This window comes from Bacillus sp. 2175 (genome assembly GCF_057812155.1).
In genome coordinates this window covers 5,119,518-5,146,128 of the sequence record NZ_CM173819.1, presented here as the reverse complement: position 1 = coordinate 5,146,128, position 26,611 = coordinate 5,119,518, and the positions used below count along the sequence as shown (strand labels likewise).

Below are 26,611 nucleotides of genomic sequence, written 5' to 3'. Positions count from 1 at the left end.
TGCCCGTCAGCTATTTTTTTACCAAGGAAGATATTTTTTCCACCAACTTGTTTTTTTCTTTTCTTCAGTCGTTTTTTCAAATTCTTCTTTATCATCGACGTGATCCATACAATATTCAGTCGGTTCGGTACCTTTAGCGAAATACATTTTCACAGAAATAGGACAATTTTTTGTAGCAATTTTACCGTTCTCTGGATTGATATTAACCGCTACGACGTCACTTGGTTGTTTAAATTCTTTTTTTGGTTGTCCCTCTAACCCTTTCTCCATCGTATCAGTCCATATTTTCTTCGCATATCCTTGTTCTGCTACGTTTGAAATAGATTTAGGTTGATCATATCCGACCCACACACCAGTTACGATTTGCGGAGTAAATCCGATCATCCAACTATCCGTTTCAGTAGAACCAGATTTGCCGGCATATGTTCTTGATAGTTTGGATAACATCGATTGACCAGTTACAGCAGCATAGCTGCTTAGTTTCTTATTAAACATACCAGTCATCATTTCTTCCATTACAAACGCTTTGCTCTTGTCGAGAACTTGTTTACTCTCTAAATGAGCATCGTATAATATATTTCCTTCATGATCCATAATGCGGCGAATGAAAGTAGGTTTTACTTCTTTTCCACCATTTGCGAACATGCTATAAGCGTTAACCATTTCAATTGGTTTTACTGGTGATGTACCAAGAGCTAGAGAAGGCACATCTTTTAATGCACTTTTAATTCCAAATTGTTTCGCTGTTTTTGCAAGCGCGTCATCGCCTAAAAACAAATTCGTTTTCACAGCATAAATGTTATCAGAGACTGCGAGAGCTTGTGCCATTGTTACGAAATCATCTGCATAATAATCTTTATAGTTCTTCGGTTTATACTTTGAAACGCCGTCACCTAAAGTGAATACAGTATATTCGCTTTTTAAGCGCGTAGCAGGCGTGAATCCTCGTTCTAATGCCGCATAATATAGAAATGGCTTAAATGTAGAACCAGGCTGACGAATGGCTTGTGTAGCCCTGTTAAATTGACTCGTAGTATAATCAGTTCCACCAACAAGAGCAGCCACTTCACCTGTCTTTGGATTCATAGAGACGAGAGCAGTTTGTATGTTTGTTGTGTCAGGTATGTGATCTTTTACAGCTTGTTCTGCTACAGCTTGTAGTTTAGGGTCTAGCGTTGTATAAATTCGCAAGCCACCCCGTTGTAAAGCTTGTTCGTCTAATCCAACATCACGAAGGAGCGAAGCTTGTACAGCATCTTGGAAATATGGTGCGACCTCTGCTACTTTTTTCGTATCTAATGAGGCAAAAGTTAGTGGCTCTTTCTTCGCTAAGGCTGCTTGTTGCTTCGTAATATATCCTTGTTCTACCATTTCATCTAATATGAGAGCTTGTCGTCCTTTCGCACGATCCTCTTTCAAAAAGGGAGAATAGACACTTGGCCCTTTCGGGATACCTGCGAGCATACTAGCTTCTGCTAATGTTAACTCTTTTGCCGTTTTATCGAAATATAGACGGGATGCAGCTTCGATGCCATAAGCGCCATGTCCGTAATAAATTGTATTTAAATATCCTTCTAAAATATGATTTTTATTATAATTCACCTCAAGGCGAATTGTGTACATTGCTTCTAATAGTTTACGTTTCCACGTTTTATCATGATCTAAGTAAAGGTTACGAGCATACTGTTGTGTAATCGTACTAGCACCTTGGACTTTTGCCATCGCTTTTAAATCGGCAACAATGGCACCAGCAATACGTTTCATATCAAAGCCATGATGTTTGTAGAATCGTTGATCTTCAATAGATAGTGTCGCCTCTTTTACATAAGGTGAAATTTCATTAAGAGATACATTGTAACGTTTTTGCATTTCATTACTTTGTCCTATAACAGTGTCATCATTTGCGTAAAAGACGCTTGTTTGCGGGACCGCAACAGGAGGAGGTCCCATAATTTTTGCAACTATAATAATAACAAAAAAAGAAAAAACGAAGAAAAGGACGCAAGAAAACATTGCGGTGAAGAAAAGACGTTTATATTTTTTAAGTTTTGGATTCATAGTTTGATCCATCTTTTTTCAGCCCCTCATTAATACAAGCGTTATTGTATTAGTATTGAGGGTTTTCATTTATTTTAAACAATGAAATTTCGAAAATAAAAAAGCCCCTTCCATTAAGAAAGGAGCTCAAAGGCACGTGCTGGCCAATCAGTAATGATGACATCTACACCATAATCAATCATAGTTTGTAAATCTTTGTATTCATTAATTGTATATGGACGGAAAACATACCCTTGCTCTTGTGCTAACTGCACAAATTCTTTCGTTAATAACTGGAAGTTTGGATGTAATCCATTTGCTTCTCTATGTTTTGCTTCGGCAATTGGATCAGAAAGTGGTGTATCATATAAAATTGCTCTTGGGATTTCAGGAGCAATTTCTGCTAATAATGAAACAGAGTCATGGTTAAATGATGAAAATACAATTTGATTAGAAAGATGATATTCACGCACAAGTGCAACAGCTTTTTCCTCAATCTTTGGGTAATGAATAACATCTGTCTTTAATTCAATATTTAGTTGTAAGTTCGTTGTGGAAAGCCAAATGAAAACCTCACGCAACGTTGGGATTTTTGCTTCATGGAAAGAAGGGTCTTTATAGCTACCAGCGTCCAATGATTGTAGTTCCTCTACCGTTTTTTCCGAAACAAGTCCAACGCCATTTGTTGTACGATCGACGGTTTCATCGTGAATTACGACAAGTTCACCATCTTTTGATAAGTGGACATCGAGTTCAATTCCGTGAGCGCCAATGCGTTCTGCTTCTTGGAAGGCAATCATCGTATTTTCGGGATGTGTTCCTTTTACTCCGCGGTGAGCGAAAATAAGTGGTTTACTCATGTGAAATTCTCCTTATTATCTCTTTTCTTTCATTATGAAACTGCTTTAGGGAAAATACAATTGAATATGACAAACATTTACAAAAGTCTAACAGTTGCACAAAAGTTAACGTTAACGTAAAATGTAATAATCAAGTGAAGGGAGGAATAAACATGTATAAAATTGATGAAGTAACAAAGCAAGTTGGTTTGACAAAACGTACACTTCGTTATTATGAGGAAATTGGTTTAATTCATCCCCCTGAACGTAGTGAGGGGAACATTCGCCTGTATACAGACGGGGATATCGCCAGAATTAAAAAAATTGTGGAAGCGAAAGAAGTGTTAGGAATTACGCTTCAAGAGATGCAGCATTTTTTATCGTTAAAAGAAAGAATGGAGCAAAGAAGAAATAGCGAAAACCCTCGTGATCGTGAAGTGATTCAAGAAATTAAAGATATGCTTGAAAAACAAGTGGAAACGCTAGACGAAAAAATGGAGCAAATGCAACGTGTAAAGGCAGAACTAGAAGATAGTTTACATCGTGCAGTAACATTTTTAGAGAACACAAAAGGAGAGTAATCAAAATGGAGAGCAAACAAAAACTAGGGAGATTGATTACAGTGGTGGCTACCTTCCTTGCCTTTTCGGGTATAGGGGTAGTTGACCCAATTTTGCCAATTATTGCTGAGAAAATCGGTGCAACGCATTGGCAAGTTGAAATGTTATTTACCGCTTATATTTTAACGATGGCAATCATGATGTTACCAGCTGGAATATTCGCATCGAGATTTGGTGATAAACGAATGATGACGATTGGTCTTGCGATCGTGACTGTATTTGCGTTTATATGCGGTATATCGCAAACGATTGCTCAATTATCTCTTTTCCGCGCAGGATGGGGATTAGGAAATGCGATGTTCTTCGCAACGGCGATGACATTATTGATTGCATTAAGTAAAGAAGTTCATGAAGCAGTAGGATTGTATGAAGCAGCTATCGGTTTAGGGATGGCAGGCGGACCGTTATTAGGCGGGATATTAGGTGGACATTCTTGGCGTTACCCATTTTTTGCGACGAGTATTTTAATCTTCTTAGCATTTATTTTAGTATTCTTTTTTGTAAAAGAACCGGAGCGAAAAGTGAAGCGTAAGGCTGCTGGGGTAGGAGAATTACTTAACCTGGTGAAGTATAAACCGTTTATGCAAGGTGCGATTTCAGGAATGTTATACTACTACGGATTTTTCGTTGTGTTAGCATATTCACCACTTATTATGCATTTATCAGCTATTCAATTAGGCTTTGTATTTTGCGGATGGGGGCTTGCGTTAGCTTACGGTTCTGCAATTTTAGCACATAAGCTAGAAGGGAAATATGAACCAAAAACATTATTAAAGGGTAGTTTACTCGTATTTGCGATTTTCTTAATTGCACTATTCTTTGTGAAAATTATGTGGTTACAAATTACTCTTATCGTTTTATCAGGATTGGCATCTGGCTTAAACAATGCATTATATACAAGTTATGTAATGGATATTTCACCTTATGAAAGATCTGTTACGTCAGGTGTTTATAACTTTGTTCGTTGGTTAGGTGGTGCGATTGCTCCAATTTTATCAGGAATTATCGGTCATACTGTTTCACCACAAAGTCCGTTTTTAGTAGGTGGAATTGTTGTGTTAGTTGGTTGTATTATGATCCTAATTCCAATTCGTAAACCAGTAGAAATAGAGACAAAAGCCCTTTCTTAAGAAAGGGTTTTCTTTCCTTTTGCGGTGCAAACCCTTTCCGCACATATGTTAGAACCCTCTGACTAAAATATATTTTCGGTATTTTTGTACTTTTAACTATACATTTTGGATGTTTTGTTTTATTTTTGTTAGGGGACATTAATGATGTCCCTATTATAAATTTGCATTGAAAGGCGTGATTGTACGATGGAACTATGGTTCACTGAAAAACAAACAAAACATTTTGGGATTACGGCGCGTATTAACCGCACATTACATACGGAGCAAACAGAATTCCAAAAACTTGATATGGTCGAAACGGAAGAGTTCGGAAACATGCTTATTTTAGATGGCATGGTTATGACAACAGAAAAAGATGAGTTCGTTTATCACGAAATGGTAGCACACGTACCTTTATTTACACATCCAAACCCTGAAAACGTATTAGTTGTTGGTGGCGGTGATGGTGGTGTTATTCGTGAAGTGTTAAAACACCCAAGTGTAAAGAAAGCAACTCTTGTTGAAATCGATGGAAAAGTAATTGAGTACTCTAAACAATACTTACCATCAATTGCAGGCGCATTAGATAATGAGCGTGTAGAAGTAAAAGTAGGAGACGGTTTCCTACATATCGCAGAAAGCGAAAATGAATACGATGTAATTATGGTAGATTCTACTGAGCCAGTAGGACCAGCAGTAAACCTATTTACAAAAGGCTTCTACGCTGGAATTTCAAAAGCGTTAAAAGAAGATGGTATTTTCGTTGCACAAACGGACAACCCTTGGTTTACACCAGAACTAATTACAACTGTGTTTAAAGACGTAAAAGAGATCTTCCCAATTACTCGTTTGTACACAGCAAACATTCCAACTTACCCAAGTGGTCTTTGGACGTTCACAATTGGATCTAAAAAACATGATCCATTAGAAGTAAGTGAAGAGCGTTTCCACGAAATCGAAACGAAATACTACACAAAAGAATTACACAATGCAGCATTCGCATTACCGAAATTTGTTGGGGATTTAATTAAGTAAGAGAATTGTATCAAACAAATAAAGTGTAAGTAGCTCATTTAAGGTGTTTGTCCAGAAGACTTGAACATGCTAGCTACTTACACTTCTGTAGAGAAAATCGTCTTCTTGTTGTTAAAAAGAAGACCCGGTAAATCGAGAAAGAGGAGCAATTCGCTCCAAATTTGAGAAATAGTGAAAGGTTGGGATACCTTAAGTTCCACATAAGGAGGAAAAGAATATGCGTTTTGATGAAGCTTATTCAGGTAAAGTATTTATTAAAAGTCATCCAAGTTTTGAAGAGTCAAAGGTAGTTATTTATGGGATGCCTATGGATTGGACAGTAAGTTACCGTCCGGGATCTCGTTTTGGCCCTGCACGTATTCGTGAAGTATCAATCGGTCTTGAAGAATATAGCCCGTATTTAGATCGTGAACTAGAAGAGGTAAAATATTTTGATGCGGGTGATATCCCATTACCATTCGGAAATGCACAACGCAGCTTAGACATGATTGAAGAGTATGTATCAAAACTTTTAGATGCCGATAAGTTTCCACTAGGTCTCGGCGGTGAGCACCTAGTGTCTTGGCCAATTTTTAAGGCAATGGCAAAAAAATATCCGGATTTAGCAATCATCCACATGGATGCTCATACTGATTTACGTGAATCGTATGAAGGGGAGCCTTTATCCCACTCTACACCAATTCGTAAAGTGTGTGATTTAATTGGTCCGGAAAACGTATATTCTTTCGGAATTCGTTCTGGAATGAAGGAAGAATTTGAATGGGCGAAAGAAGTAGGTATGAACTTATACAAATTTGACGTATTAGAACCGTTAAAAGAAGTATTACCGAAACTTGCTGGCCGCCCAGTCTATGTCACAATCGACATTGATGTATTAGACCCAGCTCACGCTCCAGGAACAGGAACATTAGAAGCTGGCGGTATCACATCTAAAGAATTATTAGATTCCATCGTAGCAATTGCAAATTCAAATATAAATGTAGTTGGAGCAGACTTAGTAGAAGTAGCTCCAGTCTACGACCATAGTGATCAAACACCAGTCGCAGCAAGCAAATTCGTGCGGGAAATGCTGCTCGGTTGGGTGAAATAAAAGCGGAAGCGGCTCGCTCAGAATGTGAGGGGGATGGAGTTTCAGACGTAGAGGCGCTTTTTGCCTCGAAGGAAGAAGCGAAGCCACCGATCATTCTAGCCGCTGCAGCTAGATAAAGTAAGAGCCCTCTATATGATTAGAGGGCTCTTATTTTGTCGTTATGTGTCGGTAAGTCGATATATTAAAAAAATCGCTGATATAATTCGAGTTGCGCCGATATATTAAAAAAATCGCCGATATAATTCGAGTTGCGCTGATATATTAAAAAAACCGCCGATATAATTTCATTTACCGTTACGCAACACAAAAAAAAGCTATTCTCAAACGATGGGAATAGCTCTTTTTCTTATGCAACCTTCTCTTCCGAAGTAACTCCGCGAATTTCATCAGCAGAGCGGATTGGATATTTACGGAACACAATAGATCCGATGTATCCGACAATAGTGGTAACGATTCCACATAATATAGCAGCAATTGTTACTTTTACAACGTCATTAAATCCGAATAGGACAAGAAGTCCTGGGATTGGTGATGCTGTTCCTGGTGCATTATTAACAAGTTGGAATAGCGATGTAATAATACCGGCAAGTGCACCGCCAACGAAATTTGTCATATAGATAGGAATTGGATTTGCTGAGACAATATCGGCTTGTGTTAAAGGCTCGATTGCTACAGCAATTGTATCTTTCTTTGAACAAATTTTTAATCGTTTAAAGAAAATAAAGTTCATCGGGGCTGAGGCGGCAACGGCAAGACTACCAATCGCCATTGGTAAACCTGTTAATCCAAGCATTGCAGTTAGTGCCATAGAACTTAGTGGAGAGGTAGAAATAACTGTTATTAATCCACCAAGCATAATACCCATAATGATAGGACTTTCTGTAGTTGCAACTGAAATCATAGAACCGATTTTACCGAGTGTTGCGTTAACAAGCGGATCCATAAGCATTGCCATTCCGCGTGAGATTGGTGCAGCGATAAATAGGATTGCTAAAAATTCCACGCCAGCTGGTAATTTCTTTTCGAGAAATTTCACGACGAAAGCACAAACGTATCCAGCGAAAAATCCTGGTAAAATACCGAATCCACTAGTAGCAATACCAATTAAAACAGCGTATACGGGGGAAACACCGATTGCTAATGCGACTAAAATCGCTGCTGCGACACCGCTCATACTACCGGAAGCTTCTCCTACTGATTGTAAAAAGTCATTATGAAACATTTCTCCACCTATATAACGGTGAAATGCTTCAATAAGAAAACTTGCGATTGCTGCATTAGCTAAAGCACCCATCGCCTTCATTCCATAAGGCGCACGGTAACTAAAAAGTGTAAATAGACAAAGTACAACAAGTAATAGTGCTAAACCTTGCAAGATAGCCATTTGAAAACTGTCTCCTTTGATTTTTGTAATAAAAATTCGTATCATTCAATAATAATATAAAAGTGTATGAAACGGAAAAATTTTTTCTTGGGAACTTGCTGTAAGAAAAAATCCCTTACAATAATGTAAGGAAAGTGTAAGACTTTTAGATAGAGTATAGTATGCTCTTTTCCGTATAATACAAGTATAGATATAATACTAGTGAGAAAGAAGTGCAAACAGGAGGTTCATGTATGAAATTGGTAATTAAAGTTTTAGCTATATTCGCCATTATTCTAGGTGGAACAGCGTATTATTTGAACACAAAAACAGAAGGTGTACATGCTTTTGTAGACAACTTCTTTTCAAATAAAGAAATACAAGATTATTATGCGGTTATAGATAAAGGTGAGAAAAAAGACGGAGAATACTTGTATACTTTTAAAGGGTATACAGAAGACGGAAAGTTACAGATCATTAAAAGAATGATGAACCGTGAATTGCATACGGGGGCGTTTATAAAAATTTATGCAAAAGGTATGCAAGGAAAAGGATGGGCTGAAATCCCGAAAGAATCTATTCCACAAAAAGCGTTGGAAAAAATAGAAAAACCATAAAAGGAGCGACTCATTCGCTCCTTTTTAGTGCGTTAAAATAGTGATAGATGTTTTTTCCTTGTTAGAAATAATTTTTGCACGTCCACCAATTGGGAAAGTGAAAATCGGGGTTGTATGCCCGAAACTTGCGTTTGCAATGATAGGAATATGTGCAAGTTCAGGTTTTGAAGCAATCATTTCTTGAATGTCTTCTATCGTACATTCTGCACCTTTTTGCATCTTTCCTATAATGATTCCCTTTATGTATTCAAAATCTTGCTGCTGCATAAGGGAATGTAAATAACGATCAAAAGTTTTAAGAGTAGATGTTCCAGTTAAACTATCTTCTTCAATAAATAAAATTTTGTCCTTTAAATTTGGCATATATGGTGTGCCTTGCAGTAAGTTAAATGTGCTCATATTGCCACCGATAATATCTCCCGTAGCTTCTCCTTCCTGAATTGAAACGTATCCTTCATTTTTAATAAATTCTCGATTTTCCTGATCTATATACCAAGAATCATCGCTCCATGTTTCAGATGGCAGGACTTCAATAGGCTCATTAGAAGTTAAGCACTTTAAAAAGTAATCGGTTGTATACTCGAGCCCTTTCTCCATTCCAAAGGAAGAGAAATGGGGTCCTGAATATGTAACGAGACCTGTTTTTGCGTAAATTGCATTATTTAAAGCAGTAATATCTGAATAACCACAGAAAAATTTCGGGTTTTTATGAATTAGATCATAATCGAGATGTTTCAATAAACCATTGGAGTTGTATCCGCCAAGTGTCGTCAAAATAGCTTTTACATTAGGGTCTCCAAATGCTTTATGGAGGTCTTGAATGCGGGAAGAAATAGAAGAGGAAGCAAATCGATCTATCTCATCGGCATATTTTGAGAATGTAACTTGAAAGCCCATGTCGGTTAATCTCTTTATAGCAAGTTTTCTATTTTCATTTGAAACAATACTTAAACTACACGATGGTGAAATCACTCGTATTTCATCACCCTTTTTTAACTTTGTTGGTATCACTATATTCACCTCTTTAATTGAAAGAATATTTAGATTTAAAAAATATTTTATCGTATGAAATAAAGTAGAAGTGAATTATTTTTTGAAATGGAGTTTTCCTGATTTTTCAGCAGACAGACAGAGTCTTTTTTTGATATGATAGGAAAAGTGATTTATTATAAGTAGTATTTAATATCTATAACATTTGAAAGGTGTGCAAGACGTGGAGAAACAACTTGCAGGCTTGCCGGTACACGTTCATTTCGTAACAGAAATCCGTGAAGGGGCGAGGAAGGAAACCGTTGCTTTTGAAGCAAATGGTCAATACTATGTAAAAGGTCAAGGTACATATGTAACATTCCAGGAGCCGAACGAACAAGGCGAAGTGAAAACAATTATTAAAATTCAAGATGAACAAGTTCTCATTATGCGTTCAGGTGCTGTTTCTATGCGTCAGACGCATGTGAAAGGTGAATGGACAACTGGTACGTATACGAGTGAACTTGGTACGTTTGCATTGCAAACAAAGACTGATAACGTTCTTTTTAAATGGTCGGATGAAAAGAAAAAAGGACAACTCTTCTTAACTTACGCATTGCTTCTAAGTGAACAAGAAGCTGGCAGATATACTATTACAATTAATTTGAAGGAGGCAAAATAATGAATTCCTTAGAACAAGTAAAAGGATTGATTAAAGAAGAAATTCAGGCTGCTGTATTAAAGGCAGAATTAGCGACAGAAGAACAGATTCCAAACGTTGTATTAGAATCTCCAAAAGATAAAACAAATGGTGACTTCTCTACAAATATGGCAATGCAACTTGCACGCGTTGCGAAAAAAGCACCTCGTATGATTGCAGAAGAACTAGTTGCAAACTTCGATAAAGCAAAAGCTTCTATTGAAAAAATCGAAATCGCTGGTCCTGGTTTTATTAACTTCTATATGGATAATAGCTACTTAACAGATTTAATTCCAACAATCGTAAACGCTGGTGAAGCTTACGGTGAAACGAATACTGGTAAAGGTGAAAAAGTACAAGTTGAGTTCGTATCTGCTAATCCAACAGGTGACCTTCACTTAGGACATGCACGTGGTGCGGCAGTAGGTGACACTTTATGTAACCTATTAGCAAAAGCAGGCTACGATGTATCTCGTGAGTACTACATTAATGATGCTGGTAACCAAATTCATAACTTAGCTCTTTCTGTTGAAGCTCGTTACATGCAAGCTTTAGGCTTAGATAAAGAAATGCCAGAAGACGGTTACCATGGTGCGGATATCATTGGAATTGGTAAACGTTTAGCAGAAGAATTCGGCGATCGTTATGCGAAAGCTGATGAAAAAGAAAGCTATGAATTCTACCGTGAGTACGGTTTAAAATATGAATTAGCAAAACTTCAAAAAGACTTAGAAAGCTTCCGCGTTAAATTTGATGTATGGTTCTCAGAAACATCACTATACAAAAACGGAAAAATCGATCAAGCTCTTGCTGTATTAAAAGAGCGTGAAGAGATCTTTGAAGAAGACGGCGCAACTTGGTTCCGTTCAATGACTTACGGCGATGACAAAAATCGTGTATTAATTAAAAACGACGGTTCTTACACATACTTAACGCCAGATATCGCGTATCACCGTGATAAATTAGAGCGTGGTTTTGATAAGTTAATCAACATTTGGGGTGCTGACCACCACGGTTACATTCCTCGTATGAAGGCTGCTATTCAAGCACTTGGTTACGATAAAGACACGCTTGAAGTAGAAATCATCCAAATGGTACAACTATACCAAAATGGTGAAAAAATGAAGATGAGTAAGCGTACGGGTAAAGCAGTTACACTTCGTGAGCTTATGGAAGAAGTAGGCGTGGACGCAATGCGTTACTTCTTCGCAATGCGTAGCGGTGATTCTCATTTAGACTTCGATATGGACTTAGCTGTATCAAAATCTAATGAAAACCCAGTATACTATGCACAATATGCTCATGCTCGCGTATGCAGTATCCTTCGTCAAGGCGAAGAATTAGGATTAGCTGTAGATGGAGATGTGAACTATAAACTTGTTACTTCTGAGAAAGAAGTAGAGTTACTGAAAAAACTTGGTGAATTCCCAGCGGTAGTTGCGGATGCAGCACAAAAACGTCTACCACACCGTATTACAAACTATGCATTTGAATTAGCAGCAACATTACACAGCTTCTACAATGCAGAAAAAGTATTAAACCAAGATAACTTAGAATTAAGTAAAGCTCGTTATGAGTTAATGAAAGCAGTACGCACTACACTTCAAAATGCATTAGCAATCGTAGGAGTATCTGCACCAGAAAAAATGTAATGAAGAAAAGCGGAAGCGGCTCGTTTAGAATAGGAGGGGGATGGAGCTCCTGACAGAGAGGTGTACTTTGCCTCGGAGGAAGGCGCGAAGCCACCGAGTATTCTAGCCGCTGGAACTGGACAATAAAGAAAAGCGGAGCCGACTGTTTAGTCCCGAAGGCTAAGGTTCTTTCCCACAGAAGATGCATTTTATCTTCTCGTGGGGAAGGTTCTTAGACAGAAGGGGCTAGGAGGCAGAGCTGGACATAAAGAAAAGCGGAAGCGGACTTTCGTTTTTAAATAAAAGGCAATCACACGATGTTGTGATTGCCTTTTTATGTGGAGATAATAAAAAAAATTTATCAAACAAAAGGGGAATTTGCGTCGTCTTATATAAATGACAGGAGGCTTATGATGGAAGAAAAGATAGAAGAATTAATTGATATATATAAGCAGCAAATATATTCCTTATGCTATAAGTTAGCGAAAACGAAAGAAGATGCGGAAGATATTTTTCAAGAGACGTGGATAAAGGTTTTTTCATCAAGGCACCAACTTTTTTATGTGGATAATTATAAAAAGTGGATTACTACAATTTGCGTTCGTACATTTTATGACTTTTACCGCAAGAAGAAAAGATGGAAAGATCGCGTCTTAGATTTATTTCATAAAGAAGATGGTGGAGAAATAGATTTCGCAGATGATGTGAATATATCAGAAGAATTTATTCAAAAAGTGGAAGCGGAAATGATACGGGAAGTTATACAGCTATTGAATGAAAAATATAAAACCGTGCTCGTACTCTACTATTATGAACAATACTCTTATAAAGAAATGAGCGAAATATTAAATATACCGATTGGTACAGTGAAATATCGCCTTAATTATGCGAAGAAGCAAATGCGAGAACATTTGGAGGGGTTCGTTTATGACAGAAGATAAATTTGAACAGAAGGTAAAGAGTAGCTTAGCAGAAGAGATAACTCCAAGCGAAGAGCTAATAAATAACACGAAGCAGGGCGTGCGAAAGGCTCAGAAGTTAGAGAGGAAATGGATGATTTGTATTCACACCATTTGGATTGTTTTGTTAACAATTGTTATAGAACAATTTGTCACACATTTGGATTATAAAATTCCTATGTTGATAGCCATTGTGATTATGATGCATGTATACATTCCGATATATGTTGTAATACAGTCATTTTTAAAGAAGGAGTATAGATTACATGAAAGAGTTCGCTAATCCGTTTGTACTATTTGAAGTAGCTGGAGTGACGATGTTTTTAGCTTTTATAGCACTTTTAATATGTGTTGCATCATGGGTATATACAGATGCTAAAGCACATCAAATGAGCAAAGGATGGAGTATTTTAGCAGTTATATTGCCATTCTTTATTGGGTTTTTATTATATATGGTAAGAAGAAGTAAAAAGAAGGTTGAAGGAGAATGTAAGGTGAATTTTGTTAAAAAACAGAAAGTAACATTAGTTGCGATATTGGCAAGCACAATGTTTGTATTACTTAGTGCTTTTACTTTTGCACAAACGTTAGATGATGCATGGAGAGCCGGGGATATATATTTAGCAAATGAGAAGCAAGGGAAAACAAGTTATGAGGCAAAATTCTCATCATGGGATATTGCCAGTAAGGATATTGAATTTCAGTATGAAAAGGATACAGAAGTGACATTTTCTTATGAGACAGATGCAAAACGAGGAAACTTATGTTTTAGTGTGTATGAAAGACAAGGAGAAGGTATAAAAGAGTTAAAGGAAATTTGTGAATCGAAAAAAGGTACTTTTACAGTTACTTTAAAAGCAAATGAAGAATATGTATTGAATATAAGCGGATTAACAGTAAAAGATGGATTTGTAAAAGTGAATTGGCAAGAGAAATAAAAGGGGCCCTATAAAGGACCTCTTTTTTATTGAATAGTATAAGTAACAGAAAAACTAACAGGACTATAGTAAACGTAAGGTGCATGAAATTGAACATACATATTTCCATCTGTTTTTGCAGTGAAAATTCGGCCGTAACCATCAGAATAACGTCCAATTAGGTTATGATTTGAGTCATAAACACTGTAACTAGGAGTTTTGCTGTTAGGATGAATTGTTAGTTCTTGTCCTTTTTGAAGGAAAATAGGTTCTTGTTCAGAACTACCTCCAGTTTGCAAAGAATAAAATTTTGTAAAGCTTTGTTCTTGAGCGGCAGCAGCGACTTTTGTTTCAGGAATAAACGCAGTAGCTCCAGTAATTCCTGCTAAAGTTAATGCACCTGCTAAAATCATTTTTTTCATAATAGAAAAAGCCTCCTTATTAGTTGTAATCAGTTTTGTTACAATTAATATTGTATACGATAATGGGTAGGATAAAATATGCTTTTATGCATATATATTTTTTCTCAATAAAAGACCACCGATAAATGAAGTGCACCCCAATTGTTAGACACATAACTAACAATTGGAGGTGCATTTTTTATGGCTAAATTTTCTTCAAAAGATAAAATACAAGCAGTAAAACGATATCTAGAAGGTACGGAAGGCGGAAAAACCATTGCTAATTCTATAGGGGTTCATCCTAGAGAACTTTATCAATGGATTAAACGGTTTGAATTTTCAGGGGAAAAGGCGTTTGAAAAACGCTATACAACTTACCCTCTCGAGTATAAACTAGATGTAATTCATTATATGAATGAAAATGGGACATCTCTGAGAGAAACAGCTGCTTTTTTTAATATTCCTTCTTGCGAAACACTCCGAAAATGGAAAGTAGCTTATGAAACAGAAGGATTAGATGCCCTAAAATCAAAGAAAAAGGGGCGTCTAACCATGGCCAAAGAAAAAGCTAAGCTCCAACATTTAAAACAAAACGAAGTATTTCTTGAAGGTTCTATAGAAGCGCTACAAGCAGAGAATGAACGTCTGCGTATGGAAAATGACTATTTAAAAAAGTTGAATGCCTTAGTTCAAAAGAAGAAAACATCACAGACCAAGACAAAGCGCAATTGATTTATGAATTAAGGCATAAATATAAGGTCGTTGACCTTGTGAAAGTCGCTAATATCGCTCGTAGTACGTATTATTACTGGATGAAACAAGCGAAACGTCCAGATAAATATAAGAAAGTTAAAGAATTAATTAAAGAGATTTTTAGTGAGAATTTTGGGAGGTATGGTTATCGTCGTATTACATTGGAATTACGTAATCGAGGCCATGCATTAAATCATAAAACCGTTCGACGTTTAATGAATATCCTGGGATTAAAATGTCTTGTTCGATTAAAAAAATATCGTTCATATAAAGGGACTGTCGGGAAATTCGCTCCTAATATTTTAAAACGTAATTTTCACGCATCAAAACCAAACGAGAAATGGGTAACAGATGTGACGGAGTTCCACTTACATGGTAAAAAACTATATCTATCACCCATTTTAGACTTATATAACGGAGAAATTATAGCTTACAATATAGAACATAGACCTGCCTATTCCCTTGTTTCTAAAATGTTAAATAAGGCGTTTCAATGTTTGAATGATAAGGAAACTCCTATTTTACACTCGGATCAAGGTTGGCATTATCAAATGCGACAATATCATCAGTCGCTTAAAAAACATAACGTTATCCAAAGTATGTCCCGTAAGGGAAATTGCTTAGATAATGCAGTCATGGAAAATTTCTTTGGCTTATTAAAGTCTGAATTACTTTATCTTAAAGAGTTTGAAAGTATGGAACAATTTAAGCAAGAACTAGAAACTTATATTCATTACTACAATCACAAAAGAATTAAAACAAAACTAAAAGGATTGTCCCCTGTGCAATACAGAGTTCAATCCTTAGTAGCTGCTTAATATATTTGTCTAATTTTTTGGGTTCAGTTCATAAAATCAGTGGTCTTTTAAATGATTAAGCAGCTTTCTGTTCAGTTTGAGGAACAGGTTTTTGAAGCGAGTTATAAACTCCTGTTCCGATAACGTCTAATGCCATTCTCATTCGTTCAGGTGAAATGTTTTCTAATACGTTATCTTGAGGTGTATGGTATACCTTCTCAATATGATAGATTAATGGATTCCAACTATCGACACCCATCCAAATGAATAGAGCAGCAGGAATACCAGCTTCAGCAAATGGAACATGATCACTAGAACCGAATTTACCTTGTAGGATGAGGTTATTATTTAGTTGTTTACCTGCTTGCAAGGCAGCGTCTGTTACAAAGTTTGTAGAGCCATCAGATGTCATAGCATATAAATTCTTTGCTTTATCATAATTTGTTGCAACCATGTCGGCGTTAAAGACACCTAAAATACGGTCGCGTTCTTTTTGGGATAGACTATTCACGTAATAATCCGAACCAAGTAATCCAGTTTCTTCAGAACCAAAGGTAATAAAGCGAATTTCTTTATCAGTTTCTACATTTTGAAAAGCACGAGCTAGTTCTAATACTAATCCAGTTCCAGAAGCATTATCATTTGCGCCAGGTGCTCCGACAACACTATCATAGTGCGAGCTTACAACGACTGCTTTTTCATTACCTGTACTCTTTTTTGGTTTCTTTTTGGCGATAACATTTAGAGATGTTAATTTAGATTCATGTCTCGCTTTTAGGGAAAGAATTGTTGTCCCCTTTTTAGCGATTTCTTCTTTAAATGCATTTCCTTGCGCATAAGCAAGACCAAAGACAGGGATAGATTGCTTTTTCATTAGGTGGGGATTGAAGGTTTGTCCATAATTTCCGCGTCCGCCAATTAAACTGTATAAAAGAACACCTTTTGCACCTTTGCTAACAGCATTTTCAACTTGTTTATTATAGTCGGTAACTGTCGTTCCTCTTTCAAATAAAACAATTTTACCGTTTACTTCATTTGGAATATCTTCTAATTTTGTCCCACCTTGAACAAAGATAAGGGGAGCTGTAACAGCTTCTGTAGAAATTAGTGCATTAGGAGCGGCACCAGCTTGCCAATTACGTTTTGTTGATAGGGGTGATTCAATGAATCCAACGTATTGATCGGGCACCTGAAATGGTTGATATTCTACGTCATAGCCCATTGATTTAAGCTGCATACCAATGTAACGAGAAGCCCATTCTTCGGATTTTGTTCCACCGGGGCGAGGACCAATTGTTTCAGATAAGAAACGAACATGTTCAATCGCGCGGTTTGGATCAATCTGTTTTGTAATAGATGGAGTTTGTGTAACCTCTGACGTGGAATCCGCTTTTGCTTGCCCAATTGGAGCTAAGCTAACAGCAAGTGATACAGCAAGCAAAGAGCTTACTATTTTTTGTTTCAATAATTTTCTCATTTTTTCCTCTCCTATTCTTCTATTCTCTCTGACTGACAAAAGAAGACGGATAATGACTTTATTTTACCTTCACACCTTTTATTTTTCAATATTCTGACATTGATAAATAAAAAAACGATATATGCATATTTGCATATTTTTGAGGGAGATATGTATGCTATCATTTTAAACGAAGGTTCGCTTTCTACTCTGAAAGCTCCTACATTGCATGAATCTAGTGTACCCAAACTTTAGATTATGTAGAGGAATGGAACCACTGTAGGGTTTCATTTCTCATGTTTGAATCAGTTGATGGTAATTATGTTTCCGCATTTCATAATTATTATCAGTGATATATGTAAGGCATCCATATGAAAATAAGAGGCTGTTCAAAGGTTTTCCGTACTTTTGGGCAGCCTCACCCCGTTAAAAGGACGATACTTTATGTATCGTCCTTTTTGTATAAAAAAACATCCAATCAATTGAGAGATTGATTGGATGTGAAAAAATTATTAATAATTTTTTTTGCGTTTTGTAGCTAAAATACTTAATAATCCAGCTAGTAGAAGAACAATACCTACTGTTTGTGTAGGGTCTTCTTTATGACCTGTATTTGGAAGGTGCTTATCCGTATTTCGATCATCTTGCTGTTTGTTATCTGTTTTATTCGATGTTTCTTCGGAAGTTCCGTTTTCGTGTTTCTCAGATGTTTCATTGCCTTTGTTATCTTCTTTATTTGGAGGAGTAATTGGCTTGTCATCTCCACCTGAAGAAGATTCAATTTTTTTATTTGAAACTGTAATTTGTAGTGGCTTAGCTTGGGCTTTATCAATTGTAAAGTTTATTGGTGATGCATCTAATTGATAGCCTTTAGGAGCCTTTGTTTCTACTAATTGATAATTACCAGGTTTCAAATCATTTACGATTACTTTTCCGTGTTGATCTGTTTTTAAACCTTCTCGGATGACTTTTCCATCTTGGTCTAAAATATTGAAAATGGCACCTTCAAGTGTTCCATGGTGATCAATATCAACTTTAGTTAACTCAATTGAACCTGTTGTTAAACTATTTAAGGCTGTAACAGAGGTAACCTGAGATTGTCCTTTCGTAATTGTGAAAGGAATTGGTTTAACGTTTAAATCATAGCCAGTTGGAGCTTTCGTTTCAATGAACTGATAATCTCCCGGACGTAAATCAGAAACTGAAATCTTCCCATCTTTATCAGTAGTTAAATCAGTGCGAACAATTTTACCTTTCGCATCGATGATGTTAAACACTGCATCAGAAAGTTTTGTATCTGGATTTATATCATCCACTTTTATTAATTCTACAGCACCCTCAGTTAAGCTATTTGTAGCAGTAACTTGGAGCTTTTCTTTTTGGCTTTTCTTAATTGTAAACTTAATAGGTGTACTATCTAATTTATAGTGTTCAGGAGCTTTCGTTTCAATAAACTGATAGTCCCCAGGACGTAAATCAGAAACAGAAATTTTTCCATGTACATCTGTTGTAAGCTCAGTGCCAATGTCGTTACCATTCATATCAGTAATTTTAAATATCGCACCTTTAAGAGCAGTACCATCTACATCATCTACTTTAGAAAGTTCCACAGTGCCTTTCGTTAAGCTATTTGTAGCTGTAACGGAGATAGGATCAGCTTGGCTCTTTGTGATTGTGAATGGAATTGGCTCTTTGTTTAAATCATAGTGTTTCGGAGCCGTTGTCTCGATGAATTGATAATCACCAGGACGTAGGTCAGAAACGCTAATTTTACCTTGTTGATTCGTAACAAGATCTTTGCGAATTACAGTGCCATTCATATCCACAATTTTAAATACTGCGCCTTCAAGAGTAGTGCCATCGACGTCATCCACTTTAGAAAGTTCCACGCCGCCTTTTGTTAAACTATTTTTCATAGTAACGGTAGCAATATCTTTTTGGCTTTTTTCAATTGTAAATATAATTGGTTTTTTGTCTAAATCATAGTGTTCAGGAGCCGTTATTTCAACGAATTGATACGTACCAGGACGTAAATTTTCGATAACGATTTTACCTTCACTGTTTGTTTTTAAATCTGTTTTAAGTACTTTGCCATCTTGATCTAGTAAATTAAATACCGCATCGGCAAGTTTTGTTTGAGTGTTTAAATCATCAACTTTAAGTAATTCGATACTACCTTGTTTTAAGCTATTTGTAGCAGTTAAAGAAATAACTTTCTTCTGTCCTTTTTCAATAGTGAATTTGATTGGTGTTTCATCTAAAACGTAATGCTTAGGAGCTTTCGTTTCGATGAATTGGTAATCACCAGGACGTAGGTCGTTAATTTCGATTATTCCTTGTTCATTTGTAACAAGGTCTTTATGAACTACATCACCGTTCATATTAACAATTTTAAATACTGCATCTTTAAGAACAGTGCCATCAATATCGTCTACTTTAGAAAGTTTAACTGCACCCTTTGTTAGAGCATTTGTAGCAGTGATATGAAGAGTTTCAGTTTGGCTCTTTTTAATTGTAAATACGATAGGTTTTTTATCTAAATCGTAATGTTCAGGAGCAATTGTTTCAACGAATTGATACGTACCAGGACGTAGATTTTCAACAACAATTTTACCTTCAGCATTTGTTTTTAAGCCTTCTTCAACTAGCTCACCGTCTGCATCTAATAAATTAAATACGGCGTTAGAAAGTTTTGTATTTATATCAATATCGTCAATCTTTGTTAGTTCAACGCTACCTTTTTTCAAAGCATTTTTGCCTGTAACATTGATCTCTTTCGTTTGACTTCTTTCAATTGTAAATGGAATCGTTGTTTCATCTAATACATAGTGCTCAGGAGCTTTTGTTTCAATGAACTGATAGTCTCCAGGGCGTAAATCAGAAACAGAAATTTTTCCGTTTTTATCTGTAACAAGATTCGTATGAACTTCCTTACCATTCATATCCACAATCTTAAAGATTGCACCTTCGAGCATCGTACGATCGATGTCATCAATTTTTGTTAATGTTACTGCACCTTTCTTTAAACCGTTAGTAGCGGTAACAGTAATATTCTCTTTTTGACTTTTTTCGATAGTGAACGGAATAGGGTCTTTGCTTAAGGTATAGTCTTTTGGAGCTTTTACTTCAATAAATTGATAGTCTCCAGGACGTAAATCAGAAGCAGTAATTTTACCGTTTTTATCAGTCGTTAAACCTTTTCGAATTACCTTTTTAGTATCATGAGCGTCAACGATTATAAATTCTGCACCTTCAAGAGTAGTGCCATCAACATCATCAACTTTTGTTAAAGTGACGCCACCTGTAAGTAAACTATTTTTTACAGTAACAGGGATAGGAAGATCTTCCTTACTACCTTTTTTAATTGTGAACTTAATAGGTGTTTTGTCTAATTTATAATGTTCAGGGGCTTTTGTTTCGATAAATTGATAATCCCCTGGTGCTAAATCAGGAATAACTAATACTCCGTGATCATCTGTTGTTAAATCTTTCATAATTTCTTTGCCAGTTGCGTCTTGCAATGTGAATACAGCGCCGGCAAGAGCTTTACTACTTTCCACATCATCTTCTTTAATAAGTTTAACTTTTCCTTTCGTTAAACTATTTTTAAATGTAAGTGGAAGGAGTTTTTGTTGTCCTTTTTCGATTGTAAATTCAATTGGTTCTACATTTACATCGTAATAAGTTGGAGCCTTTGTTTCGATAAGTTCATAGTTACCAGGACGTAAGTCATCTACAACTAGCATTCCTTTACTATTCGTAACAAGGTCCGTACGAACATCTTCATTAGTATCTCTATTAACGATTTTAAATACTGCACCTTCAAGTGTTTCCTTTTCATCTGCAGCATTCACTTTTGTTAATTCAATACCGCCTTTTGTTAAGCTGTTTTTAGCGGTAACAGTAGCCTGAGTTGTTTGACTTTCTGTAATCGTAAATTTAATTGGTTTTGTATTTTTGTCGTAATACTTCGGTGCTGTTACTTCGATAAATTTATAATCGCCAGGGCGTAAGCCAGTAGCGATAGCTTTACCATCCGCACCAGTTTTTACATTTTCGCGAATGACTTTCTTTTCATCATTAGCATCAACAATTTTAAATACAGCACCTTCAAGAGCTGTACCATCGATATCATCAACTTTTGTTAATTCAACATCTCCTGGTTTTAAAGCATTTTCAGCTTTCACAAGTAGAGTTTCTTTCTGACTTCTATCGATTGTAAATTTAATAGGTTCTGCTCGTAAAACGTAATGTTCAGGAGCAGCTATTTCAATAAATTTATACGTACCAGGACGTAGGTTACTAACTTTAACTTTACCGTTTTTATCAGTAGTTAAGTTAGTGTAAGGGGAAACGTCATTATTATTTGTATCGACAAGCTTGAATACTGCACCTTCAAGTGGTTTTTTCTCACCAAACTCATCAACTTTTAATAATTCAACTTCGCCCGTTTTTAAGCTGTTATTTGCCGTAACAGTAGCAAGAGCTTGTTGGCTTTTATCAATTGTAAACTCGATAGGGTTTGTACTTAACGTATAATCCTTAGGAGCTTCTGTTTCGATAAATTTATAAACACCAGGCTCTAGATCTTTAACGGTAACTTTTCCATCTGAACCTGTTTTTATATTTTCACGAATTACTTGTTTCTCGTCATTCGCATCGACAATTTTAAATACAGCACCTTCAAGGGCAGTGCCATCGACATCATCGACTTTCGTTAAAGTGACACCACCTTTAATGAGGTGATTTGTCGCGGTAACAGTAAGTGCTTTCTGTTGGCTTTTATCAATTGTAAATTTAAGCGGTTTTTTATCTATTTCATAATTTTCAGGTGCTTTCTCTTCAACAAATTGGTACTCTCCAGGAAGTAAATTTTTCGCTTCGATTTGTCCGTTACCATTTGTCGTTAATTTGGTATAACCAGGAATTCTTTTGTTATTTTGGTCCCGTACACTAAATACAGCACCTTCTAAAGTATTACCCTCTTTATCAACTTTTGTTAGGATAGCTGAGCCTCTAATTAAGCTGTTTTGGGCCGTTTTATTAATTACTGTTGTTTGATCTTCCTCGATTGTAAATTCAATAAGTCGATCATCTAATTGATAATGCTCAGGAGCCTTTATTTCTTTTAAGTAGTATGTTCCTGGTTTTAAATTATCTACAGTAATTTGTCCTTTATCATTTGTTGTTAATTTTTCGTGTTCTGAAATTATTTTTTGGTCTTTATCAAGTAGTGTGAAAACGGCACCTTGCAGTGTGACGTTTTTATTCAGGTCATCAGACTTTGTTAAAACTACTTTACCGACAAACTTCTTATTTGCAAGTTTATATGTTGTAGTCTCTTGTGTACCAAGTTCAACAATTTTCCCTTGTTTTAAATCCCAGCTAATTACATAGCCTTCAGGAGCCTTTGTTTCTTTTAATAAATACTTATCGCGTTTTAAATTATTAAATTTAGCGATACCGTCTTTGTCTGTTGTAATTTTACGGATAACAGTTTTACCTGTACGATCGTATAAAGTAAATTCTGCCCCAGCTAATAGTGCGTTTTTATTGTCGTTATCTACCTTTATAATTTCAAGGTTTCCACGGCCTTTAGTAGCAGATCCTCCGCCTGAACCAGAAGACATTCTCACTTCAATCGTTTCAGTAGTTTCTGTGTTTTTAACTGTCAACTTATTGCCTGTGATTTTCGCTTTATTACTTACTTTTTCTTTATCGTCTGCATTAATAAGTGAGCGATATTCTAAAATATAAGCTCGATCAATTTTTTTCAAGAAGGCAATTTCGAAATGTTGTTTTCCGGTATTATTGTCTGTTGTTATTTTGAGTTTATAGTCTGTTCCTTCTTTTAATTCGTTTACTGTATCTTTTGTTAAATTTCCATATGGATCAACAGTTGTAGGATATAAGTGGAATGAATCTTCCACAATTACCTGATTTTCGGTTGGGTCATCTGTTACAACGGCATCTGCAATGGTTGATTGGCTTTCGTTAATTGCGATACTCCAATTAATATAGTTGTCGTCTTGCACAGCTTTTTTAGTAACGAAGCTGCCACCTTTATTTACTTGAGTGTCACCTGTAAGGGTGTTTACGATTTTAGAGCCATCTTTTAAATCTGCCTCGTTTTTGTAGGTGCCTTGGATAAGTTCACCATCAAGGCTTGTTTTAAAGATAATATAGTAAGGTGAATTAATTGATTGTTTGAAATGAACCTTTAGGGTGTTTTTATTGTTCTCTGTAGGTTCTTCAAGTTCATATTTCTCAGTTGGTACAGCATTACCAGGTTGTGCATTATCAGGATTTCCATTTAAAATCATATCGCGCACTTCAATGGATCCAGGCACTAACTTTTGTTTATCTTGTATGACGTCTATAACATAAGGATCTTTAATCTCAACATTATTATAGTTAAAGCCTATTATCCAAGTAATTTCCTTCGTTTGGGCGTTATAAGAACCGTATTTATAACCATTTGCCTTTGTGAAAGTATCAGAATCGAAATTAGCTTCAACTTTATTTGATTGTGGATTAGAATCCGTATCTATCCAAGAAAGGTTACCTGTATTTTTAAATGAAGTTTTACCACTTTCTAGCTTTGTATAATCAAAGTCTGTCGTATATTTTACGACTAATGTCTTTGTCATATTAGACTGATACGTACCTATAAGAGTAATTTTGAAGCCTTTATCTGTTACATCTAAAACATAGTCAGTCCCAGCTTGAAGGGTATAATTTCCGTCTTTAATTTCTAGTTTCTTATCTTTTAATTGTAATCCACCATGATCAAAGGTGTCCGTAATAATCGCGTTGTTTAATGGATAGTTGTTATTATTTACTATAATTGTCCAAGTTGTTGTTTTGTCTTTATAATTTGTTTCAGCTTTATTATTAGATTTAATAATATTTTGCTGCTTGAAGCTAGCTTCATTTTCTTTACTTGAATCATTATCAGCTGTAACTTTATTTTTTACTTTTCCATCTTCTATAACTTTATTAGTTGGCTTGGTTTTATAGGTAATCACATAAGCACTATTAATATCATCATTAAACTGTAAATCGAATCCATTCTTCTTGTTACTTACAGTGTAATTATTAACAGCGTCTCCTGTTACAAGCGTTCCTTTTTCATTATATGAAGCGTTTTTTACAACAATAGAATTTGCATCTAGTTCGTGTGTATCGTCAAAAATATCTTTTAAAATCGCATCTGCTTTTTTGATCTCTCTTTGATCACCATTGTAAGTAATTGTCCACTCAATTGTTTGCGTCTTTGGATCATATTTACTTGTTTTATTTAAGTGTGTACCACGAGAAACCGTTACAGTAGAGCTTGCGTTTTGTTGCTTTTGATTATCACTCGTTATCGTAACGTTATTTCGGAAACTTTTAATATTTTCATCAGTAATTTTTGTGGCATATTCGATTTGATATGCTTTATTGATAGAATCTTTGAAAGCAATCTCCAATTTTGAGCCATCTGATGAAATAATATTGTAATCTGTTGGCTCGGCTTCTGCACCACGCGTTACATTCCCATTAACATCAACTTCTAAATAATAAACTTTAATAGAATCTTTATTTAAGCTTGTACCTTGTGGAATGTTATCTTTAAAAACAGCGTTTTTAAGGGTGTCTTTCGTTTTGTTCATCTCTACTTTCCAATTAATTTCATTTGTATTAATTGGTCTATCAGGTAAACCCTTTTTATTCGTAGCTGTTTGTACATTAGGCTTAAAGTCAACTGTAATAGAAACATCCTTATCTTTAATCGGGAAAGGAATTTCTTGTGTTGTTGTACCTTTAATTTCAGCTTTATTAAATTCTGTCTTTAATTGTAGGTTACCAGCAACATCTGGATGCTCTTCAACATAATCGTTGAATGTCATCGTGACTTTTCCATCTTTTGTAACAGTAAAATTACCAATTTGATGGTTTTCACTATCATATAAAGGACTGTTAATTGTATTGTAAATCTTAAAATGTTTAGGAAGATCAAAAATATAGTAATCTCCATTTTTCACATTCATTGATTTTAAAAGTTCCCATGTAAACTCAATATTGGCAGGGGAATCTGTACTTGGACGGTTATCCTCTATAAATGGTTTTCCGTCTTTATCCGTCAACTTTACACCGGTTAAAATGTTTGTTGTTATTTGCTTTGGACCTGAATTTGTATTCTCAGCAGGGTCGCTTGATAGCTTTTGTTCTGGATTGTCAGTAGCAATTTTAGCTGCTGGGTTTTGTTCCGGATTATCAGTGGCAGTTTTAGCTGCTGGGTTTTGTTCCGGATTATCGGTAACAGTTTTAGTTGCTGGGTTTTGTTCCGGATTATCAGTAACAGTTTTAGTTGCTGGATCTTGCTCCGGATTGTCAGTAACAGGTTTAGCTACTGGATCTTGCGCTTGTTTATTAGTATCCTGTTTGGTGCCATCTTCTTTATAGTTTTCTACTTGAACAGGAACTGATATAGGCTGAACCATTGTTCCTAAAGGAAAAGCGATTTGAACTGATTTTTCCCCAGGTTTTAAAGTTGGGTTAAACACGGTATCAACTTTAATTTTTCCTTTAGCGTCTTTCAAATTTTCTACTTGATCATTAAATATTAATTTTAATTTATTATCTTTAGCTGTTATAAAATATTGACCAATATTTTTTTGATCTGTTACTAAATCCCCTTGCAAATCTTTAGATACTTTTAATGCAAGTGGTATTTGAACTACTGCTGTATCATTTGCGTGTGCAACTTGTTGATCCTATCTTTATTAAATTGTTAGGATTTTTTGATTCGTCAATAATATGATTCGTCGCATCTTTCATTTCAACAGTGTCAAATAAGGAATCTCCTGTTAAGGTTTCCGCTCTTACTTGATTGTATGGAAAACTAGCAAGTTGCGAAAATAGTACGAATACAATTAAACATACATTAAAAAGTTTTTTCATTTTTCCTCCTCTGAACATTCATTTGTCCATTGGGGACTTATTCCACATGAACAAATGGAATATTAAAAGTATTTGTTATAAGCTATTTATTTTTGTTATCCCTCCGTTTCTATACGCGTTCTCAGACAAACAGAATTATGTTCAAAGCAATATTATTTAACGTAAAACAAAATGTATATTTACACAGTTCTATGGAAATATACACAATTCGACAAAAAATGTCGAAAAAAATACTGATATAAATAATGATATCAGACCTTTATATGTGAGATAGTTTTCATGTATATCTAGTAAAAAAGAATGGTTATAAAGGTAAGTTTTACGATACATACTAACCAATGTAGTGTATCCCTTTGTGAAGGCTTATTTTTG

17 protein-coding genes and 1 pseudogene are annotated in these 26,611 nt (G+C 35.6%); 11 read left to right on the top strand and 7 right to left on the bottom strand.

Annotated elements, in window-relative coordinates:
- Nucleotides 1–18 precede the first annotated feature (18 nt).
- Both ACXKY9_RS26830 and ACXKY9_RS26825 read right to left on the bottom strand, forming a co-directional pair.
- The gene (locus ACXKY9_RS26830) at nt 19–2,070 is read right to left on the bottom strand and encodes a transglycosylase domain-containing protein (protein WP_000372967.1); all 2,052 of its coding nucleotides are present in this window, start codon (nt 2,068–2,070) and stop codon (nt 19–21) included.
- A gap of 101 nt (nt 2,071–2,171) precedes the next feature.
- Nucleotides 2,172–2,897 carry a glycerophosphodiester phosphodiesterase gene (locus ACXKY9_RS26825; protein WP_000042785.1) on the bottom strand — a complete coding sequence of 242 codons (726 nt, stop codon included), beginning with the start codon at nt 2,895–2,897 and terminating at the stop codon, nt 2,172–2,174.
- 152 nt (nt 2,898–3,049) lie between these two features.
- Here ACXKY9_RS26825 and ACXKY9_RS26820 point away from each other — a divergent pair, with 152 nt between their 5' ends.
- The 4 genes from ACXKY9_RS26820 (at nt 3,050) to speB (ending at nt 6,730) form a co-directional block, all read left to right on the top strand.
- The gene (locus ACXKY9_RS26820) at nt 3,050–3,457 is read left to right on the top strand and encodes a MerR family transcriptional regulator (RefSeq protein WP_000276578.1); all 408 of its coding nucleotides are present in this window, start codon (nt 3,050–3,052) and stop codon (nt 3,455–3,457) included.
- A gap of 5 nt (nt 3,458–3,462) precedes the next feature.
- Nucleotides 3,463–4,626, top strand: a complete 1,164-nt coding sequence (locus ACXKY9_RS26815) for an MFS transporter (protein ID WP_000444233.1) — start codon at nt 3,463–3,465, stop codon at nt 4,624–4,626.
- Nucleotides 4,627–4,812: 186 nt separating this feature from the next.
- Entirely contained in the window at nt 4,813–5,640 is an 828-nt protein-coding gene (gene speE, locus ACXKY9_RS26810) for a polyamine aminopropyltransferase (protein ID WP_000424696.1), read from the top strand.
- A gap of 217 nt (nt 5,641–5,857) precedes the next feature.
- Nucleotides 5,858–6,730, top strand: a complete 873-nt coding sequence (gene speB / locus ACXKY9_RS26805) for an agmatinase (RefSeq protein WP_001209831.1) — start codon at nt 5,858–5,860, stop codon at nt 6,728–6,730.
- Between the two features lie 346 nt (nt 6,731–7,076).
- Here the strand turns inward: speB and ACXKY9_RS26800 are convergent, their stop codons facing one another.
- Nucleotides 7,077–8,114: a PTS sugar transporter subunit IIC gene (locus ACXKY9_RS26800; RefSeq protein WP_000996310.1), complete on the bottom strand. Its 1,038-nt coding sequence runs from the start codon at nt 8,112–8,114 to the stop codon at nt 7,077–7,079.
- Nucleotides 8,115–8,347: 233 nt separating this feature from the next.
- On the opposite strand from ACXKY9_RS26800, the gene ACXKY9_RS26795 reads away from it, so the two are divergent.
- Entirely contained in the window at nt 8,348–8,710 is a 363-nt protein-coding gene (locus tag ACXKY9_RS26795; RefSeq protein WP_000779915.1) for a YxeA family protein, read from the top strand.
- A gap of 24 nt (nt 8,711–8,734) precedes the next feature.
- Here ACXKY9_RS26795 and ACXKY9_RS26790 read toward each other — a convergent pair whose 3' ends face one another.
- Complete coding sequence (locus tag ACXKY9_RS26790; protein ID WP_000613236.1) at nt 8,735–9,721, bottom strand: S66 family peptidase; 987 nt, start codon at nt 9,719–9,721, stop codon at nt 8,735–8,737.
- Between the two features lie 202 nt (nt 9,722–9,923).
- On the opposite strand from ACXKY9_RS26790, the gene ACXKY9_RS26785 reads away from it, so the two are divergent.
- The 5 genes from ACXKY9_RS26785 to ACXKY9_RS26765 all read left to right on the top strand — a co-directional run bounded on the left by ACXKY9_RS26785 (nt 9,924) and on the right by ACXKY9_RS26765 (nt 13,907).
- Nucleotides 9,924–10,361, top strand: a complete 438-nt coding sequence (locus ACXKY9_RS26785; RefSeq protein ID WP_000414867.1) for a YwiB family protein — start codon at nt 9,924–9,926, stop codon at nt 10,359–10,361.
- Nucleotides 10,361–12,031, top strand: a complete 1,671-nt coding sequence (gene argS / locus ACXKY9_RS26780) for an arginine--tRNA ligase (RefSeq protein WP_001086446.1) — start codon at nt 10,361–10,363, stop codon at nt 12,029–12,031. The genes ACXKY9_RS26785 and argS overlap by 1 nt, the downstream gene beginning before the upstream one ends.
- 392 nt (nt 12,032–12,423) lie before the next feature.
- Complete coding sequence (locus tag ACXKY9_RS26775; RefSeq protein WP_000391478.1) at nt 12,424–12,951, top strand: RNA polymerase sigma factor; 528 nt, start codon at nt 12,424–12,426, stop codon at nt 12,949–12,951.
- The gene (locus ACXKY9_RS26770) at nt 12,938–13,252 is read left to right on the top strand and encodes a hypothetical protein (protein WP_000133823.1); all 315 of its coding nucleotides are present in this window, start codon (nt 12,938–12,940) and stop codon (nt 13,250–13,252) included. Before ACXKY9_RS26775 ends, ACXKY9_RS26770 begins: the two co-directional genes overlap by 14 nt.
- Nucleotides 13,236–13,907 carry a hypothetical protein gene (locus ACXKY9_RS26765; RefSeq protein ID WP_000657191.1) on the top strand — a complete coding sequence of 224 codons (672 nt, stop codon included), beginning with the start codon at nt 13,236–13,238 and terminating at the stop codon, nt 13,905–13,907. The genes ACXKY9_RS26770 and ACXKY9_RS26765 overlap by 17 nt, the downstream gene beginning before the upstream one ends.
- Nucleotides 13,908–13,933: 26 nt before the next feature.
- On the opposite strand, the gene ACXKY9_RS26760 is transcribed toward ACXKY9_RS26765, so the two are convergent.
- The gene (locus ACXKY9_RS26760) at nt 13,934–14,308 is read right to left on the bottom strand and encodes a hypothetical protein (protein ID WP_000738221.1); all 375 of its coding nucleotides are present in this window, start codon (nt 14,306–14,308) and stop codon (nt 13,934–13,936) included.
- A gap of 180 nt (nt 14,309–14,488) precedes the next feature.
- Here ACXKY9_RS26760 and ACXKY9_RS26755 point away from each other — a divergent pair.
- Nucleotides 14,489–15,858 (top strand): IS3-like element ISBth167 family transposase gene (locus ACXKY9_RS26755; RefSeq protein ID WP_087942837.1). Its coding sequence is split into 2 segments (ribosomal slippage): nt 14,489–14,954 and nt 14,954–15,858, totalling 1,371 coding nucleotides; the frame shifts between segments, so codons are not numbered across the junction.
- Between the two features lie 55 nt (nt 15,859–15,913).
- Here ACXKY9_RS26755 and ACXKY9_RS26750 read toward each other — a convergent pair.
- Entirely contained in the window at nt 15,914–17,314 is a 1,401-nt protein-coding gene (locus ACXKY9_RS26750) for a M28 family metallopeptidase (RefSeq protein ID WP_001228770.1), read from the bottom strand.
- Nucleotides 17,315–17,805: 491 nt separating this feature from the next.
- Nucleotides 17,806–26,239, bottom strand: a pseudogene (locus ACXKY9_RS26745) (SpaA isopeptide-forming pilin-related protein).
- Between the last annotated feature and the right edge of the window lie 372 nt (nt 26,240–26,611).

Coding starts and splice junctions, on each gene's coding strand:
- ACXKY9_RS26800 (WP_000996310.1), bottom strand. CDS start 8,114: ATGGCTATCTTGCAAGGTTTAGCACTATTACTTGTTGTACTTTGTCTA.
- ACXKY9_RS26825 (WP_000042785.1), bottom strand. CDS start 2,897: ATGAGTAAACCACTTATTTTCGCTCACCGCGGAGTAAAAGGAACACAT.
- argS (WP_001086446.1), top strand. CDS start 10,361: ATGAATTCCTTAGAACAAGTAAAAGGATTGATTAAAGAAGAAATTCAG.
- ACXKY9_RS26775 (WP_000391478.1), top strand. CDS start 12,424: ATGGAAGAAAAGATAGAAGAATTAATTGATATATATAAGCAGCAAATA.
- ACXKY9_RS26770 (WP_000133823.1), top strand. CDS start 12,938: ATGACAGAAGATAAATTTGAACAGAAGGTAAAGAGTAGCTTAGCAGAA.
- ACXKY9_RS26820 (WP_000276578.1), top strand. CDS start 3,050: ATGTATAAAATTGATGAAGTAACAAAGCAAGTTGGTTTGACAAAACGT.
- ACXKY9_RS26760 (WP_000738221.1), bottom strand. CDS start 14,308: ATGAAAAAAATGATTTTAGCAGGTGCATTAACTTTAGCAGGAATTACT.
- ACXKY9_RS26815 (WP_000444233.1), top strand. CDS start 3,463: ATGGAGAGCAAACAAAAACTAGGGAGATTGATTACAGTGGTGGCTACC.
- speE (WP_000424696.1), top strand. CDS start 4,813: ATGGAACTATGGTTCACTGAAAAACAAACAAAACATTTTGGGATTACG.
- ACXKY9_RS26765 (WP_000657191.1), top strand. CDS start 13,236: ATGAAAGAGTTCGCTAATCCGTTTGTACTATTTGAAGTAGCTGGAGTG.
- ACXKY9_RS26750 (WP_001228770.1), bottom strand. CDS start 17,314: ATGAGAAAATTATTGAAACAAAAAATAGTAAGCTCTTTGCTTGCTGTA.
- speB (WP_001209831.1), top strand. CDS start 5,858: ATGCGTTTTGATGAAGCTTATTCAGGTAAAGTATTTATTAAAAGTCAT.
- ACXKY9_RS26795 (WP_000779915.1), top strand. CDS start 8,348: ATGAAATTGGTAATTAAAGTTTTAGCTATATTCGCCATTATTCTAGGT.
- ACXKY9_RS26830 (WP_000372967.1), bottom strand. CDS start 2,070: ATGGATCAAACTATGAATCCAAAACTTAAAAAATATAAACGTCTTTTC.